The organism is Senegalimassilia faecalis (genome assembly GCF_004135645.1).
In the GTDB taxonomy this organism is placed as follows: Bacteria; Actinomycetota; Coriobacteriia; order Coriobacteriales; family Eggerthellaceae; genus Senegalimassilia; species Senegalimassilia faecalis.
This window is the reverse complement of the sequence record NZ_SDPW01000001.1, coordinates 709,385-724,636: the sequence shown is the minus strand read 5'-3', so window position 1 is coordinate 724,636 and position 15,252 is coordinate 709,385. Positions and strand designations below refer to the sequence as shown.

Sequence of the window (15,252 nt, the reverse complement as noted above, 5' to 3'; positions counted from 1 at the left end):
GCCATGAGGAAAAGCAACTATCTGGTACTGGGCGCGGCGGCCGTCGTTGCGGCGCTGCTGCTGGTGCTGTGGTATCACTTGGGCTTCAACCGCATCGATAGCCCGCTCGACCTGACGTTGGCGATCGTGTGGTGGGTCGGCATCGTGGCCATCGCCGCGATCATCGTCCGCTTCGAGGAGCGTCGCCGTCGTCAGATCCGCACCCTGTACGTGTCCCCGAAGTCGCTGTACAGCAGCGAACTCGGCATGGTGAGCATCGGGGAGGCCGGCGCGGTCGAGGCCATGCGCGGCATGCTCGGCCAGCTGAAGTACGGCTTCGACTCGAAGGGCCTGCCGGACCGCAAGAAGTTCGACTACCGTTTCGTCGTGCGAACCGACGAGTTCAAGGAGCACGATGACGAAGGCTGCAAGCCCGCCGACGACGCGGCTGCAAGCTCGGCGGCCCAGCGCAAGGACCCCACATGGAAGGGCACGGTCATCAAGATCGACCGCCAAAACGGGAACAACGAAACCCCGTTCGACGGCATCGACCAGCTGAAGGAGGCGCTGGCCTAGCCAGCCGCCTTGCGCAGCTTCGTTTGCCGCCCTCGACACCAGGCGAAGGTTGATCGGACAACACCCTCACGGGCCCGGGAGAGATCCCGGGCCCGTCGCAAATCGCAAGCTGGGCGAACGCCCACTGGAACCCGTTCGCGTTCCAGCAGTAGGGCGGGCGCTCCGCGTGAACGGGTTCAAGGAACCCGTTCACGTTCGCGCAGGCGTCGGTTGAACGCCCCCTGGAACTTGTTCATCCGTCGATGATGGTTCGGCGCTGTGGGCCGCAAGGCACCCCAGGCCGCAGAGGGTAAAAGTCGGGAAAGTTAACTACCGTTCACGGTTTCTTCATGTTCGCTTGACGCGTTCTGTAAACTGGGAACCTGATACATGGAGCGCATGCGACGCATGCGCGGGCAAAGGCATCTTTCGATCGCAAGGCAAGGTTCATGGAAGACATCACGCATCTCGTCGGGCACGTCCTCGAGCACTCCATCGAGGACACGCTGTACCTTATCCCTTTTCTGTTCGTAACGTATTTGGCCATGGAATGGCTGGAGCACAAGGCGGGCGACAAGGCCGAAGAGGCCGTGCGTCGCGCCGGCGCGGCGGGCCCGGTGGTGGGCGCCGTGGTGGGCATCGTGCCGCAATGCGGCTTCTCGGCGGCGGCTGCAACGCTGTGGGCGGGCCGCGTCATCACGCTGGGCACGCTGTTCGCGGCGTTTCTGTCCACGTCCGACGAGATGTTGCCCATTTTCCTGGCCGAGCAAGTTGACCCCATGACCATTCTGAAGATCATGGGCGTGAAGCTGATGATCGGCATGATCATGGGCTTTGTGGTGGACGCCGCCGTGCGCTTGGCGCGACGAGATCGCGAGAAGCTGCGTATCCACGAGCTATGCGAGCGCGACCACTGCCACTGCAACGGCGAATGCGATGCCTGCGAGCAGAACCCCGAGCTTGCCTACGATTACCAGCACGACGAGGAGCACGAACACCATCACGAGCACGGCTCCATCCTGCGCAGCGCGTTGAAGCATACGGCGCAGATCACCGTGTTCATCTTCCTGATCACGCTTGTGCTCGACGGTGCGCTTGAAGTGGTCGGCGAAGATGCCATCGGGGCGTTTTTGGGCAGCAACCCGGTGCTGTCGGTGTTCGGCTCGGCGCTGGTGGGCCTTATCCCGAACTGTGCGGCCAGCGTGGTCATCGCGCAGCTGTACGTCGATGGCGCGCTGGGTGCCGGCGCCATGATGGCGGGCCTTCTGGTGTCGGCGGGCGTGGGCCTGCTTGTGCTGTTCCGCACGAACCGCCAGGTGCGCCAAAACCTTATCGTGCTGGCAGGCCTGTGGGCTACGGGCGTGTGCTGGGGCCTTATCATCACCGCCTTCGGCATCACGTTCTAGCTGTGGCTTATCCTCAGACGTGCTAGCATGGTCGCACAAAAACCCCGACACCGCGCTGGCGGGCGACCCGCTGCTGCGCAACCTACCCCACGCAGGCAAGCTCCTGACCTGGGAACTTCCCCATGAAGCGGTATCCAGTAACCTGTTTATAGGAATCGCTAGGGAATGAAATTCGTAGGGCGGAGCGAAAACTCGACCCTACGAATTTCGGTTGAAATCATACGGCGCCTACGGCGTACGGATCGTTGGCAAGTCGTATCAAACCGCTTCGGCCGCGCACTACCCGCTATCGCCGGTTGAACGGCTTCAGCGTGACGGGGATGCCGTTTTCGCAGATGAGCTTCGGCTCGCCTTGGATAAGCGGGCGGAAGTAGTCCATGGCTTCCTGCGTGATGCCCTGGTAGTTCGGCAGGATCCACTCGGTGGGGAAGCGCTTGACGTAGTTTGCTACCTGCGCTGCGTCGCATGCGAAGAACTCGGCGTTGTAGCCGCCGTCTTCGGTGGCGCCGCGCAAGATGCCCACCACCTTGCCGGTAAACGTGGGGTCGAAGCTGCGCATATGCGCGCAAACTCCCAGGTCATAGGCTTCTTCAAAGTCAACCAGGCTCATGGCGAAGTTGCTGGAGCGCGCCACGCGCGACAAATCCTGCACCACGCAGCGCGGTGCGATGCCCGCTTCCACGATCATGGACTTCAAACGCCCGGCCGTGCCGCCGAGCATGGCGTGGCCCAGCCCATCGGCCGCTTTGCCGTTCGCGGACAGGTACGTGCCGTCGTACCAGCGCGCGCCTTCGGAAATGACCACGTAGCAGCTGCCTTGCTGCTCCATCTTTGCGCGCACCTGTTCCAGGAAAATGCTGCGGCGGAAATCCACTTCGGGCAGCACCAGCAGGTCAACGTCGCCGGTCATGAACGTGCTGGCCGCAAGCCAGCCTGCGTCGCGGCCCATGGTTTCAAGCACGAACACCTCGGGGCGCGTGTAGGCGTCGTAGTCCATGCGCGTGGCGTGGGTGATCTCGCACGCCACCTTCGCCGCGCTGGCGAACCCGGGGCAGTGGTCCATGATGCCCAGGTCGTTGTCCACCGTTTTCGGGATGCCGATGAAGCGCTTGCTTACGCCGTGCTCGGCCGCCCATGTTGCCATGGTGGACACGGTGGACATGGAACCGTTGCCGCCGATGTAGAACATGGTGTCGATGTTGTTGGCGTCCATCACGTTGATGAGGCGTTGGAAGTCGGCCTCTTCGGAGAATTTGTAGCGGCACGTGCCCAGCGCGCTTGAGGGCGTTTGCTTCAGCACCTCAATGTCGCGGCCCGACAGGTACGTCAGGTCGCACAGGTTGCCTTCGAGCGTGCCTTCGATGCCGTGCAGGCCGCCGAAGACGTGGTCGTACAGCGGGTTGAGCTGGTTGGCGCGGATGACGCCAGCCAAGCTGGCGTTGATGACGGCGGTGGGTCCGCCGGATTGGGCGACAAGGCAGTTGGCCATGTGATGCTCCTGCAAAGTAGTTCAGGTTAGGAAACCCCATTATGGCACACCCGCAACCCCATTTGCGCGAGGCCGCCCCGCCTTCGCACGAGCAGCATCGATGGTGCGCGGCAGCTTGAGACAACGGGCCGCTCAATGTGTCTTCAGTTTGCTATACCGGCTGCGTCTGGCCAGGTGGGCGCTGCGCCGGGCGCTCATGCGGCGGCGGCAACGGCAGCGCCGGGGGCAACCGGCGCGCAGCAAGCGGCCACCTGCATCCTGGCGGGCAACGATATCGTCGGCGATGTGCTGGCAAACTACCTTGGCGCCACGGGCCTTGCCGTCGACCGCATCTACGAAGGCAGCTACAACGCGCTGGTGGATGTGTATCGCGGGCGTGCACACATCGCGCTCGCGCACCTGTACGATGGCGCTACCGACAGCTACAACGTTGAGACAATCTTGTTGTGCGCTCGATGTGCTTCGCGTTTGACCATCCGCAGCTCCACATGTCAGGTGCGTTACTTCCCGGTGGCGCGGGGCGCCTGTTGTGCGACAATGGGAAGCGAACTATTAGGAATGCTGCATAAAGTAGGTACCTATCATGTCTGCCAGATTCAACATCAAGGCAGCGGACCCCGAGGCTGTTGCCTGCCTGCAACGCGAGCTGCACATGCCGCACTTCATTGCGGCCACGCTCGTGTCGCGCGGCATCGACACCCCGGAAGCTGCGAACCGTTTCTTATCGCCGTCGCTTGACCGCGACTGGCGCGACCCCTATACCATTCCCGGCTTGGCGGACGTTGCCGATGCCCTTGAGGCCGCCATCCGTCGCGGCGACCACATCCTGGTGTTCGGCGACTTCGACCTTGACGGCATCTCGGCCACTACGGTCATGACGCGCGGCTTGCGTGCGCTTGGCGCCACCGTCACGCCGTTCATTCCGCGCCGCTTCGAGGAAGGTTACGCCATCACGCCGGCGGCCATCGAACGCCTGTCCCAGGTCAACCCCGATTTCCTGGTAACGGTTGACTGCGGCATCGCCTGCAAGGAAGAGGTGCGTCTGCTTGAGCAGCGCGGCATCCAGGTTGCCATCACCGATCACCACGAGCCGTCCGACCTGGTGCCCGAAGGCGTGCCGGTGGCCGACCCGAAGTGCGACGCCGCCTGCCCTAGCGCCATTCTGGCCGGCGTGGGCGTGGCGCTGAAAATGGTGCAGGCGCTGGGCGGCCGCTTCGGCAAGCCGCACCTGTGGCGCCAGTTCACCGACTTCGCAACGCTCGGCACCATCGCCGACCTTATGCCCATGCGCGACGAGAACCGCGCGCTGGTGGCCGACGGTCTGCGCCATATCAACGAGACGCCGCGCCCGTGCATCGCCGCGTTGCTTGAAACGTCGGGCGCCACGGCCAAGCAGGTCACTGCCACGAACTTAAGCTTCTCCATCATCCCGCGCCTGAACGCCGCCGGCCGCATGGGCGACGCGCAACTGGCGCTTGACCTGCTGCTCACCGACAGCTTCGACGAGGCCAACCAGCTGGCGCAACGCCTGGAAAGCGTCAACGACCAGCGTCGCGCCATCGAGGCCGAGCTGTCCGAGATCGCCAAGGCGCAGGCAGCCGAAACTTACAAGGGCCAGCGTGCGCTGGTGGTGGCCGGCGAAGGCTGGCACGAAGGCGTGAAGGGCATTGTGGCAAGCCGCCTGGTCAACACGTACGGCGTGCCCACGCTGCTGTTCACCATCGACGGCGACGAAGCGCGCGGTTCAGGGCGAAGCGTTGGCCAGGTCAACTTGTTCAAGGCGGTGGAAAGCTGCTCTGACCTGCTGCTTCGCTTCGGCGGCCACGAGGCGGCCGTCGGCGTGACGCTGCCCACTGCAAAGCTGCCGGAATTCGAGCGCCGCCTGTGCGAATACATGGACGCGCTGCCCGAGGGGGCGTTTCATCCGCTTATCACCATCGACGCGTGCGTGAACCTTGACGAGCTGACGCTGCGCAACGTGGCGCAACTTGATGCGCTGGCGCCGTTCGGGCAGGAGCACTCCGTGCCCGTGTACCTGGCGCGCGATGTCACGCTGCTGCACTGCCGCGCCGTGGGCGCCGAGCGCAACCACTTCTCGTGCTCGCTTTCCAACGGCCGCACCACGGTGGCGGGCATCATGTTCCACTGCAACGACATCAAGGCGCTTATGACCACGGACAGCGTGGTCAACGCGGCGTTCGAGGTGCAGATTGACGAATGGAAGAACCGCCGCAGCGTGAAGGCCATGCTGAAATCGCTGTCGCCGGCGCGCACGTGCGCCGCGCTTGAGGCGTGCCTGAACCCGGAAAACCTCAGCTTCGTGTCCGACCTGTATGCCACGCGCGACGAGGAGTTGTGCGCCGACGCGCCGCACGACCCCGAGGCCATCGAGGAATACGAGAACGAGCTTGAAGTCAACCGCGTGAAGTGGGAGGCCATGGCGCGGCAGGATCCCGAGCAGCTGACGGAGCACATCGTGCGCGCCATCATCGGCGACGGGCAGCTGCACCAGGCGCAGCGCGACATCCTGGACAACCTGGCGGCCGGCCGCTCGGTGCTGGGCGTCATGGTCACGGGGCGTGGCAAGTCGCTGACGTTCCAGGTACACGCCACGCTGCGCGCGCTGGCGGCCCACGAGGCCAGCCTGTTCGTGTATCCGCTGCGCGCGCTCATTGCTGACCAGGCGTTTCACCTGCGCGAGGCGCTGGCGCGCTTCGGCATCACCGTGGTTACGCTTACGGGCGAATCCACGGTGGACGAGCGCAGGCGGGCATTCGCGGGCCTGGCCGACGGCAGCGTCGATATCGCGCTGACCACGCCGGAGTTCCTTGCGTGGCACGCCGATTCGTTCGCTTATACCGGGCGCGTGAAGTTCGTGGTGGTTGATGAGGCGCATCACGTGGGCCTGGCGCGCGCCGGTCAGCGCGACGCGTACGCCACCATCGGCACCGCCGTGCGCCGCCTGGGCAACCCCACGGTGCTGGCGCTTACCGCCACGGCCGATGACGAGTGCGCCGCTGCCGTGCGCCGCGAGCTGCCCATCGACGTGTGCGTGTTCGATTCCGCCGACCGTCCGAACTTGCGCCTGGATGACCGCCGCAACGTGCCCAGCCGCGACAACTATCTGGCAAACCTGGTAGCCACGGGCGAGAAAACGGTGGTGTTCGTGAACTCGCGCGAGCAGTCCGTGGCCGTTGCACGCGCGCTGCGCAAGCACGCGCCGCAGGTGGCGCCGCTTATCGGCTTCTACAACGCCGGCCTGTCGCGTTCGGAGCGCAAGCGCATCGAGCAGCTGTTCCGCACCGATGCGCTGCTGGTGCTCATTGCCACCAGCGCGTTCGGCGAAGGCGTTGACATCCCGAACATCCGCCACGTGGTGCTGTACCACATGCCGTTCAACGAAATCGAGTTCAACCAGATGTCGGGCCGCGCCGGCCGCGACGGCAAGCCCGCGTGCGTGCACCTGCTGTTCAGCCGCAACGACTGCGCGCTCAACGAGCGCATCTTAGCCGATATGACGCCATGTCACGACAGCCTAGCGCAGGTGTACCGCAAGCTGCGCGACATGCAGCGCGCCAGCGACACGCTGTTCTTCACCACCAGCGATGCCGAGCTGGCCAAAAACGTGTCCACCGACATATTCCCCGTGAACACCTCGTCGGTCACGTGCGCCGTTGCGGTGTTCCGCGAGCTGGGGCTTATCGAGGCGCACGCCATGTTCGGGCCCGACGGCCTGGTGCGTTCCATCCACGTGAAGGACACGCAATCGAAGGTGCAGCTCACCGACAGCGTGCGCTACCGCGAGGGCCTTGACGAGCGCGAGATCTTTCACACGTTCCGCGATTGGGTCATGCGCAGCAACGCCGCCGACCTGCAGCGCCGCGTGTCGCATCCTATCCTTCCCAGCGATGCTCAAGCAAAGGGGGCTCAGCATGACGAAGCAGAATAACAAGCAAGGTGATCTTCTGGGCGCCGCGCCCGAAACCGCACGTCAAACGGTAGAGGACAACCTGCTCGGGCGCCCGCACGTGGCCGAGAAGGCATTCTCCACCGAGGCCACGAAAGTGCTGCCGAAAGGCGAGAAAACCCCCGAGCAGCGCTTCGCCGAGCTGCAGGACATGACGCGCAGCTACCTTACCGACGCCGAAGAGGACAAGCTGGCGAAGGCATTCAAGTTCGCCGCCGCCGCCCATGAGGGCGCGTGCCGCAAGTCGGGCGAGCCGTTCATCGCGCACCCGGTGGAGGTGGCCATCATCCTGGCCGATTTGCGCATGGACGTGGAAACGCTGTGTGCGGCGCTGCTGCACGACACGGTGGAGGACACCGACGTCACCAGCCAGCTGGTGGAGCAGGAGTTCGGCCCGCATGTGGCGCAGCTGGTGGACGGCGTCACGAAGATCACGCGCATCGAGGTGGAAACGCTTACCGACGAGCAGGCGGCCACCATCCGCAAGATGTTCGTTGCCATGAGCAAGGATATCCGCGTCATCGTCATCAAGCTGGCCGACCGCCTGCACAACATGCGCACTCTGGCGGCGCTGAAAGAAGACCGCCGCATCTTCAAGTCGCGCGAGACGCTGGAAATCTACGCGCCTATCGCGCACCGTCTGGGCATCAACTCCATCAAGTGGGAGCTTGAGGACCTAAGCTTCTACTACCTGGAGCCGAACAAGTTCAAGCAGGTTTCGCGCATGGTCACCGAAAGCCGCGCCGAACGCGAAGAGTACCTTGAGCAGGTCATTTCCGTGCTGCGCGGCGAAATGGACAAAGTTGGCATCCAGGCGCAGATCATGGGCCGCCCCAAGCACCTGTACAGCATCTACCAGAAAATGGCGAAGAAGGGCAAAGGCTTCTCTGAGATCTACGACCTCATTGCCGTGCGCATCATCGTGAAATCGGTGAAGGACTGCTACTCGGCGCTGGGCGCGGTGCACACGCTGTGGCACCCCATGCCCGGGCGGTTCAAAGACTACATTGCCATGCCGAAGTTCAACATGTACCAAAGCTTGCACACCACGGTCATCGGCCCGGCGGGTCGTCCGCTTGAGGTGCAGATCCGCACGGAAGAGATGCACCGCCAAAGCGAGTACGGCGTGGCGGCGCACTGGCGCTACAAGGAAAAGGGCGGCCGCGGCAGCAACGACGCCATGGACAAGCAGCTGGCCTGGCTGCGCGAGATGGTGGACTGGCAGGACGAAACGCACGATTCGCGCGAGTTTCTGAAGGACCTGAAGGTGGACCTGGCGCCTACCGAGGTGTTCGTGTTCACGCCGAAAGGCGAGGCCATGAGCCTACGCGCCGGCTCCACGCCTGTGGACTTCGCCTATGCCATCCACACCGAGGTGGGCAACCACTGCGTGGGCGCGAAGGTCAACGGCGCCATTGTGCCGCTGGCCTACGAGCTGCAGCTGGGCGACCGCGTGGAAATCCTTACGCAGAAGTCGGCAAGCCCCAGCCGCGACTGGCTGAACATCGTGAAAACGCCGTCGGCGCGCAACAAGATCCGCTCGTATTTCAGCAAGGTCAGCCGTGCTGACGACTTGCTGAACGGCCGCGACAAGCTGGGCCGCGAGATGCGCAAGCACGGGCTGGGCATCTCGAACGCTCGCTCGGAGCGCGCGCTGCGCACCGTGGCCGACCACATGGGCTACAAAGACGCCGATGACATGCTGGTGAACATCGGCACCAGCAAGGAAAGCGTGCAGTCGGTGGCAAACCGCCTGCTCACCGAGCTGGGGAAGAAAACCGACGAGCAGCCCGACCCGCTGAACCTTGCCGCCGAGGCCATGACCACGGGTAAGCTGCCGCCAATGCTCACGCTGGTGAACAAGCCGAAGAAGCAGCAGACGAAAAGCTCGAACGGCGTGGTGGTGGAAGGCGTGGAGGGCGCGCTCGTGCGCCTGTCGCGCTGCTGCAACCCCGTGCCGGGCGACGAGATCATCGGCTTCGTCACGCGCGGGCGCGGCGTGTCGGTGCATCGCCGCGACTGCCCGAACGCCAAGGAGCTGATGGCGCAGCCCGAGCGCATCATGAAGGTGCGCTGGGAAAGCGATTTGCCGAAGAACACGTCGTTCAAGGTGGAGGTGTACATCGAGGCGCTCGACCGCCTGCGCTTGCTGTCCGACGTGGTGGGCGTGCTGTCCGACATGGGCGCGAACGTGCTGTCGTCGAACACGGTGTCGCATCGCGACGGTATGGTGGAGATGCGCTTTTTGTTCCAGGTCAGCGACATCACGCACATCGACATCATCTTAAGCAAGCTCAAGGGGCTTGAAGGCGTGTTCGACGCGCGCCGCATGGTGCCGAAAGTGGGTGCGCCGTCGAACTAACGGCGGGTGTGCGCGCTGATTGGAGAGTGGCTCGCGGCGCCTAGCGTATTTCGCGGAATGCGCGATTGCGAGATTGGTTGGCGTACTGCCCGGGTTGGGAATTAACGCGCGTGGTGCCGATGCTTTGCGTGACTGTTGGGAGTGGTTTTGCTGGCAGTGTGCTGAACTGGGGATTTCTGCGGATGGCCGCTTGGCGCATTCGCTTTGATGCTTCTCTGGAAAGGGGAACAACGTGGCTTATAAGGTTAAGGGAACGTGCGTGGACGTGTCGTTCGCGGTGCTGGGCGCTATCGCGAACAACGTGTACTTCGTAACGGATGGGGTGTCTACCATTGTGGTGGACCCGTCGTGCAAGCCCGACGTGATCATGGAGGCGCTTGGCGGGCGCAAACTGGACGCCATCGTGCTGACGCACCGCCATTTCGACCACGTGGGCGCCGCGGCCGAGTTGCGCCGCCGCACGGGTGCCACCGTCATCGCGTCGGCCATTGACGCCGACACCATCGAGGGCAAAAAGCCCGTGTCGCGCATGGAGCGTCCGTTCGAGCCGTGCCCGGTCGACCATCGCGTGAACCACGGCGACGTGCTGAAAATCGGCAACATGCCTTGGAAGGTCATCATGACGCCTGGCCACACGGAAGGCAGCATATGCCTGTTCCTGGACCCGCAGTTCGGCGACCATCCGGAAGCGAAGCCCGTGCTTATTGCAGGCGACACGCTGTTCTGCGGTTCCATCGGCCGCACGGACTTCGAGGGCGGCAGCATGTCGGCCATGCGCAAGTCGCTCAAACGCCTGGCCGCGCTGCCCGACGACACCGTAGTCCTCCCCGGCCATGGCAGCCTCACCACCATAGCCGGCGAACGCCGCCGAGTATTCGCGTTCTATGCGTAGGTTGGGCTAGCGAGTAAGTTTCCCCTGCTCACGCACGATTCGTAGGGTTGAGCGAAAGCTCAACCCGCACAAAGAAGTGCCGAAGGCGCGCCACCATCTTTTTTGACGGTGGCGCGCCTTCGAAAATTTGTGGCGCGCTTCGCGCTTTCTATTTAGTGGGACAAAGGGACAGTCCCTTTGTCCCACTCCTTACTCCGCTTCGCCTTCGGGCATCTTCCACAGCAGCACGAAGCCGATGACGAACAGCACGGCTACGCTGAGCACGCCGTAAGAACTAGAGCCTGTGACCTGGGTGAACACGCTTACCAGCAGCGTGCCCATGATGGTGGCATACTTGCCGAAGATGTCGAAGAAGCCGTAGTACTCGTTCGCGTGCTCCTTCGGGATAAGCTTGCCGAACTCGCTGCGCGACAGCGCTTGGATGCCGCCCTGGAACAAACCCACGCACACGGCCAGCACCCAGAACTCAGCGGCCGAGCGCAGGAAGAACGCCGCGAACAGCGTGATGCAGAAATACGCGAACACGGCCACCAGCAGCAGCTTCTTCGTGCCGAAGCGCCCGGCCAAGCGGCCATAGGCAATGGCGGAGGGAAACGCCACGAACTGCGTCAGCAGAAGCGCCAGCACCAGCTGCGTGGAGTCGATGCCCAGATCGGTGCCGTAGCTGGTGGACATGGTGATGATGGTGTGCACGCCGTCGATGTAGAAGAAGAACGCCAGCATGTACATGAGCAGGCGCTTGTCGTGCGCAATCTTCTTGCACGTGCCCACCAAGCCCGCGAGCGTGCGGCGGAACAGGTGCGACTCGCGTGGCTTGAAGTGCGTTTGGTGCACGTCGCGCCAGATGGGCACGGAAAACGCCACCCACCACGCGGCCGTGATCACGAACGAGATGCGAATGCCGTCAAGCTGGTTGATGCCCACCGAGCTGCCGAACAGCACGATGACCAGGCACACGATGAACGGGATGCACGACCCGATGTAGCCCCACGCATAGCCCTGCGACGACACCTCATCGTAGCGGTCCTGCTCGGTGGCGTCCACCAAAAACGCGTCGTAAAACACCATGGACGCGTTCAGCATCACCGACGAGAACACGTACAGCACCAAAAACACCATCGCGTCGTCAGGTATGCCCATAACGGCAAGCGACACGGCGCCGGTGCCGATGGTGCCAGCCAAAAACTTCTTCTTGTTGCCCTTCAGGTCGGCCAAGCTGCCTAAAAACGGCATAAGCAGCGCCAGCACCAGCGAGGCCACGGTGGTTGCATAGCCCCAGGCCACCACCGCAGAAGAGCCTGGGTCGGCAATGGCGGCGAAATAGATGGGAATCAACGTAGCCGACAGCATGACGTAAGCGGAATTGCCCACGTCGTATAGCACCCAGCTGCGCTCGCGTTTCGACAGGCTGCGAAGGCCGAATCCCATGGTTGCTCCTTATTCTTGCTGCACGCTTTGCGCACCGAAGCATTGGCGGCGGCGAAGCAGCGTCGGCTTTCGCCGATTTGTGCATGTCCGTTAAACGCCGCGGCGCGACGCGCACCTCATTGTATATGATGGCTATAATCATCCACGTAAAATGAATGTCAGACACACGAGAAACGGGGACACGGAATGCCTGCGATCATCACCCACGATTTCTTCGGCCGCGACGTCTACGATTGCCTGTTCCAGACCATCGGCGGCTCGCGCGACGAAGCCGACGCGTTCTTACTGGGAAACCAGGGCCCCGACCCGCTGTTCTACGCTGTGGCAAGCCTGCGCATCACCCAGTACCACAAGCTGGGCAACACCATGCATTCGTCGAAACCCGCCGAGCTTTTGGCTGCGTTTAAGGAATCGCTTGATGTGCTTGACGAGGAAGAGCAGGCCGTTGGCCGCGCCTATGCGCTGGGTTTTCTGTGCCACTATGCGCTTGATTCCACCATGCACCCGCTGGTGTACTGCAACGAATACGCCCTGTGCGATGCCGGCGAGCCCGGCTTGACGCGCGACGACGGCAGCGAGGTGCACGGCGTCATCGAAAGCGAATTCGACGAGATGGTGCTGTTCGTCAAGCGTGGCGACACCATCGCAACGTTCAACCCCTCGCGCGAGATTCTGCACGCCAGCCCGTTCGTGTTGCGCGCCGTGTCGAAGATGTACGCCTACATTGCCCTGAACGTGTACGGCGAAATCGTGCCGTCGAACTTGTTCGACCTGTCCGTGCGGTGCTTCCGCCGCGTGCAGGCGCTGTTTTATTCGCCATCGGGCATGAAGCGCGATGTCATCGGCCGTGTGGAGCGCGTGATGCGCCCGCATTCGTTCTATCAGTCCATGAGCCACCGCGCCATCGAGTCGACCGAAAGCGTGTTCGCAAACCACGAGCGCGCCCCTTGGACGAATCCGTTCACCGGCGATGTGCGCACCACCAGCTTCTGGGATTTGTTCGAGCAGGCGCAGGGCAAGGCCAAAACGCTTATCGCCGCGTTCGATCAGCCCGGCTATACCGTGGAGAAAACGCGCGAACTTACCGGTGAGCTGGACTTTTCCGGCAAGCCAACGCAGGCGCAGGTCCTGGCGGTCGACTAGCTTCGCTGCCAGAAGCTTTCCGTAAACGCGAGTAAGGCGAAAGGGCTTTCATGCTTGAAACCGCTCTGGCTATTCCGTATTGGCTCGAGCTTGCCGCTACCATCGCCGGCGCCGTGTTCGGGGCGTTAAGCGCCGTGCGCGCCCGCTACGACATCTTCGGCGTGTGCTGCATTGCCATCGTCGTTGGCTTGGCGGGCGGCATCATGCGCGACGTCCTGCTGCAAGATTACGGCATTTACGCATTTCAGAAGCCGAATCTGATTATCGCGTGCGTCATCACGGGCGTGGCGGTGTTCTACTTCGGCAAGCTCATCACGTACTTCGACCCGTTCGTGGACTTCCTGGACAACCTGTCGGTGGCGCTGTGGGCCGTCATCGGCACGGGCAAGGCGCTGTCGGCCGGGCTTGACATCGTGCCGGCCGTTATACTGGGCACTATCACGGCAAACGGCGGTGGCATCGTGCGCGACATCTGCATGAACCGCGAGCCCGAGGCGTTCCAAGCGGGCACGGTGTACGTGTCGGCGGCGCTTATCGGCGCGCTGGCGTTCGCGCTTATGAAGCAGAACCACCTGTTCGACCAATACGCGGCCATCACGTGCGTGGTGCTGGTGCTGGGCATTCGCTATGCGGCGCTGAAGTTCGGCTGGCGCACGCGTCCGGCGCGCGACTATTCCGATGCTGTCACGCAAGCAGTGGCCAAGCCCGTCAAGCATGTGGTGTCGCGCGTGCGCACGCACCGTCGTCCCAGCCGCGCGGCGCAGACGACGGGCCTGACGGGCAAGATTCCGCCGGTAACGGCGAAGGGCGTGACGGGCAGCATGCCGCCGATTTCTTCCGGCAGCCCCTCGAATACGGGCAGCATGGCCGCCGTCGGCACGCCAAGCGGCGTCACCAGCACCGACGGCGAGAACATCTACTATCCCGCAAGCGACGACCAGCCCACGCGCCCCGAAAGCGAAACGTAAGGGCGCCCCGGCGGGCGCCGTGCATGCTGCCCGCGCGTGAAACCCAACGTCAACGCGCCGTTCGTTGCATTGAGCGTCCGCTTAAGATTACGGGATGTTTACGGATGTCGTGAATCGTGGGCAAGCGGTCGATTTCGCGTTTTCCCCACGTCAACATGCGTTACACTGGGAACCCGCGTGTGGAAGCGTGCAGTGCACTTGTTCTCAAAAGGAGACCCAATGGGTAAGAAGCACAAGTTCGATTATTTTGACGCGTTCGAGAAGCACTCGAAGCTGGCCGTGGCTGAGGCTAAGCTACTGGTCGAAACGATCGAACAGTTCACGGAAGCGTCCGCGTTGCATGACAACATGCAGAAGGCGCACGAGCTTGAGCACGAGGGCGACCTCATCAACCACGAGATCTTCAAGACGGTTGCCACCGACTTCATCACGCCGGTCGACCGCGAGGACATCATCGAGATGTCGCAAGCGCTCGACGATATCGTCGACGACATCGAAGACGTCATGCAGCACTTCTATATGTACGACATCCACTTCATGCATCCGCAGGCCATCGAGTTCGCGAAGCTCATCAAGGGCAGCTGCGAGGCGCTTGACGACGCCATGTGCGACTTCCGCAACTTCAAGAAGTCGAAGAACTTCAAAAGCCTGATCGTGAAGGTGCACGACCACGAAGAGCAGGCCGACCAGCTTTACATCAAGGTCATCCGCCAGCTGCACGTGGAGGATCGCGAGAATCCCATGCGCGTGCTGGTGTGGTCGAAGCTGTTCGACAGCATGGAGGCATGCTGCGACGCGTGCGAGCGCGCGTCCGACGTCATGAGCACCATCATGCTGAAGAACGTGTAGCGGCAAACAACGAACTGCATTTCCCGGCGAGGGGCGGGCCAGACGGCTTGCCCCTCGCTTTGCGTTTGGGGCGAGCAGGGCGAGGCGGGGTGGGGCTGACGTTGCTTCCGGATGGGCTGCTCGTCCCATTGTCCGCCTGCTGCTGTGCGAACCGGTCTCGTTCGCGCTTGCGTTCGCCACGCTTGCGCACTGCGCTATCGCGCGGCGTATGCTG

General features: G+C 63.0%; 10 protein-coding genes and 1 pseudogene. 9 read left to right on the top strand and 2 right to left on the bottom strand.

The annotated features are described in order from the left end of the window. Window positions 1-3 precede the first annotated feature (3 nt). Window positions 4-555 (top strand): hypothetical protein, encoded by a 552-nt coding sequence (locus ET524_RS03180; protein WP_129423304.1) that lies wholly within the window; start codon window positions 4-6, stop codon window positions 553-555. A gap of 428 nt (window positions 556-983) precedes the next feature. Further along, window positions 984-1,940 (top strand): putative manganese transporter, encoded by a 957-nt coding sequence (locus tag ET524_RS03175; protein WP_129423303.1) that lies wholly within the window; start codon window positions 984-986, stop codon window positions 1,938-1,940. Window positions 1,941-2,226: 286 nt separating this feature from the next. On the opposite strand, the gene ET524_RS03170 is transcribed toward ET524_RS03175, so the two are convergent. Beyond that, complete coding sequence (locus tag ET524_RS03170; RefSeq protein WP_129423302.1) at window positions 2,227-3,429, bottom strand: diphosphate--fructose-6-phosphate 1-phosphotransferase; 1,203 nt, start codon at window positions 3,427-3,429, stop codon at window positions 2,227-2,229. A gap of 135 nt (window positions 3,430-3,564) precedes the next feature. Here ET524_RS03170 and ET524_RS12155 point away from each other — a divergent pair. From ET524_RS12155 to ET524_RS03155, 4 genes and pseudogenes are all read left to right on the top strand, one after another. Beyond that, window positions 3,565-3,858: pseudogene (locus ET524_RS12155) on the top strand (substrate-binding domain-containing protein); the annotation flags it as partial. 154 nt (window positions 3,859-4,012) lie between these two features. Then, on the top strand, window positions 4,013-7,378 hold the full coding sequence (gene recJ / locus ET524_RS03165) for a single-stranded-DNA-specific exonuclease RecJ (protein WP_129423301.1): 3,366 nt from the start codon (window positions 4,013-4,015) through the stop codon (window positions 7,376-7,378). Next, complete coding sequence (locus tag ET524_RS03160; protein WP_129423300.1) at window positions 7,362-9,758, top strand: RelA/SpoT family protein; 2,397 nt, start codon at window positions 7,362-7,364, stop codon at window positions 9,756-9,758. The genes recJ and ET524_RS03160 overlap by 17 nt, the downstream gene beginning before the upstream one ends. Before the next feature lie 232 nt (window positions 9,759-9,990). After that, window positions 9,991-10,650: an MBL fold metallo-hydrolase gene (locus ET524_RS03155; protein ID WP_129423299.1), complete on the top strand. Its 660-nt coding sequence runs from the start codon at window positions 9,991-9,993 to the stop codon at window positions 10,648-10,650. A gap of 189 nt (window positions 10,651-10,839) precedes the next feature. On the opposite strand, the gene ET524_RS03150 is transcribed toward ET524_RS03155, so the two are convergent. Further along, window positions 10,840-12,078, bottom strand: a complete 1,239-nt coding sequence (locus tag ET524_RS03150; RefSeq protein WP_129423298.1) for an MFS transporter — start codon at window positions 12,076-12,078, stop codon at window positions 10,840-10,842. 186 nt (window positions 12,079-12,264) lie between these two features. Here ET524_RS03150 and ET524_RS03145 point away from each other — a divergent pair, with 186 nt between their 5' ends. The 3 genes from ET524_RS03145 to ET524_RS03135 all read left to right on the top strand — a co-directional run bounded on the left by ET524_RS03145 (window position 12,265) and on the right by ET524_RS03135 (window position 15,038). Further along, window positions 12,265-13,221, top strand: a complete 957-nt coding sequence (locus ET524_RS03145) for a zinc dependent phospholipase C family protein (RefSeq protein ID WP_129423297.1) — start codon at window positions 12,265-12,267, stop codon at window positions 13,219-13,221. Window positions 13,222-13,271: 50 nt separating this feature from the next. Further along, window positions 13,272-14,189, top strand: coding sequence for a trimeric intracellular cation channel family protein (locus ET524_RS03140; RefSeq protein WP_129423296.1), 918 nt, complete (start codon window positions 13,272-13,274; stop codon window positions 14,187-14,189). Between the two features lie 219 nt (window positions 14,190-14,408). Further along, window positions 14,409-15,038, top strand: coding sequence for a DUF47 domain-containing protein (locus ET524_RS03135; protein ID WP_129423295.1), 630 nt, complete (start codon window positions 14,409-14,411; stop codon window positions 15,036-15,038). Window positions 15,039-15,252: the final 214 nt, after the last annotated feature.

What these genes read in the sequence shown, in the direction of transcription:
- ET524_RS03180 (WP_129423304.1), top strand. Translation starts at nt 4, where the DNA reads ATGAGGAAAAGCAACTATCTGGTACTGGGCGCGGCGGCCGTCGTTGCG.
- ET524_RS03175 (WP_129423303.1), top strand. Translation starts at nt 984, where the DNA reads ATGGAAGACATCACGCATCTCGTCGGGCACGTCCTCGAGCACTCCATC.
- ET524_RS03170 (WP_129423302.1), bottom strand. Translation starts at nt 3,429, where the DNA reads ATGGCCAACTGCCTTGTCGCCCAATCCGGCGGACCCACCGCCGTCATC.
- recJ (WP_129423301.1), top strand. Translation starts at nt 4,013, where the DNA reads ATGTCTGCCAGATTCAACATCAAGGCAGCGGACCCCGAGGCTGTTGCC.
- ET524_RS03160 (WP_129423300.1), top strand. Translation starts at nt 7,362, where the DNA reads ATGACGAAGCAGAATAACAAGCAAGGTGATCTTCTGGGCGCCGCGCCC.
- ET524_RS03150 (WP_129423298.1), bottom strand. Translation starts at nt 12,078, where the DNA reads ATGGGATTCGGCCTTCGCAGCCTGTCGAAACGCGAGCGCAGCTGGGTG.
- ET524_RS03145 (WP_129423297.1), top strand. Translation starts at nt 12,265, where the DNA reads ATGCCTGCGATCATCACCCACGATTTCTTCGGCCGCGACGTCTACGAT.
- ET524_RS03140 (WP_129423296.1), top strand. Translation starts at nt 13,272, where the DNA reads ATGCTTGAAACCGCTCTGGCTATTCCGTATTGGCTCGAGCTTGCCGCT.
- ET524_RS03135 (WP_129423295.1), top strand. Translation starts at nt 14,409, where the DNA reads ATGGGTAAGAAGCACAAGTTCGATTATTTTGACGCGTTCGAGAAGCAC.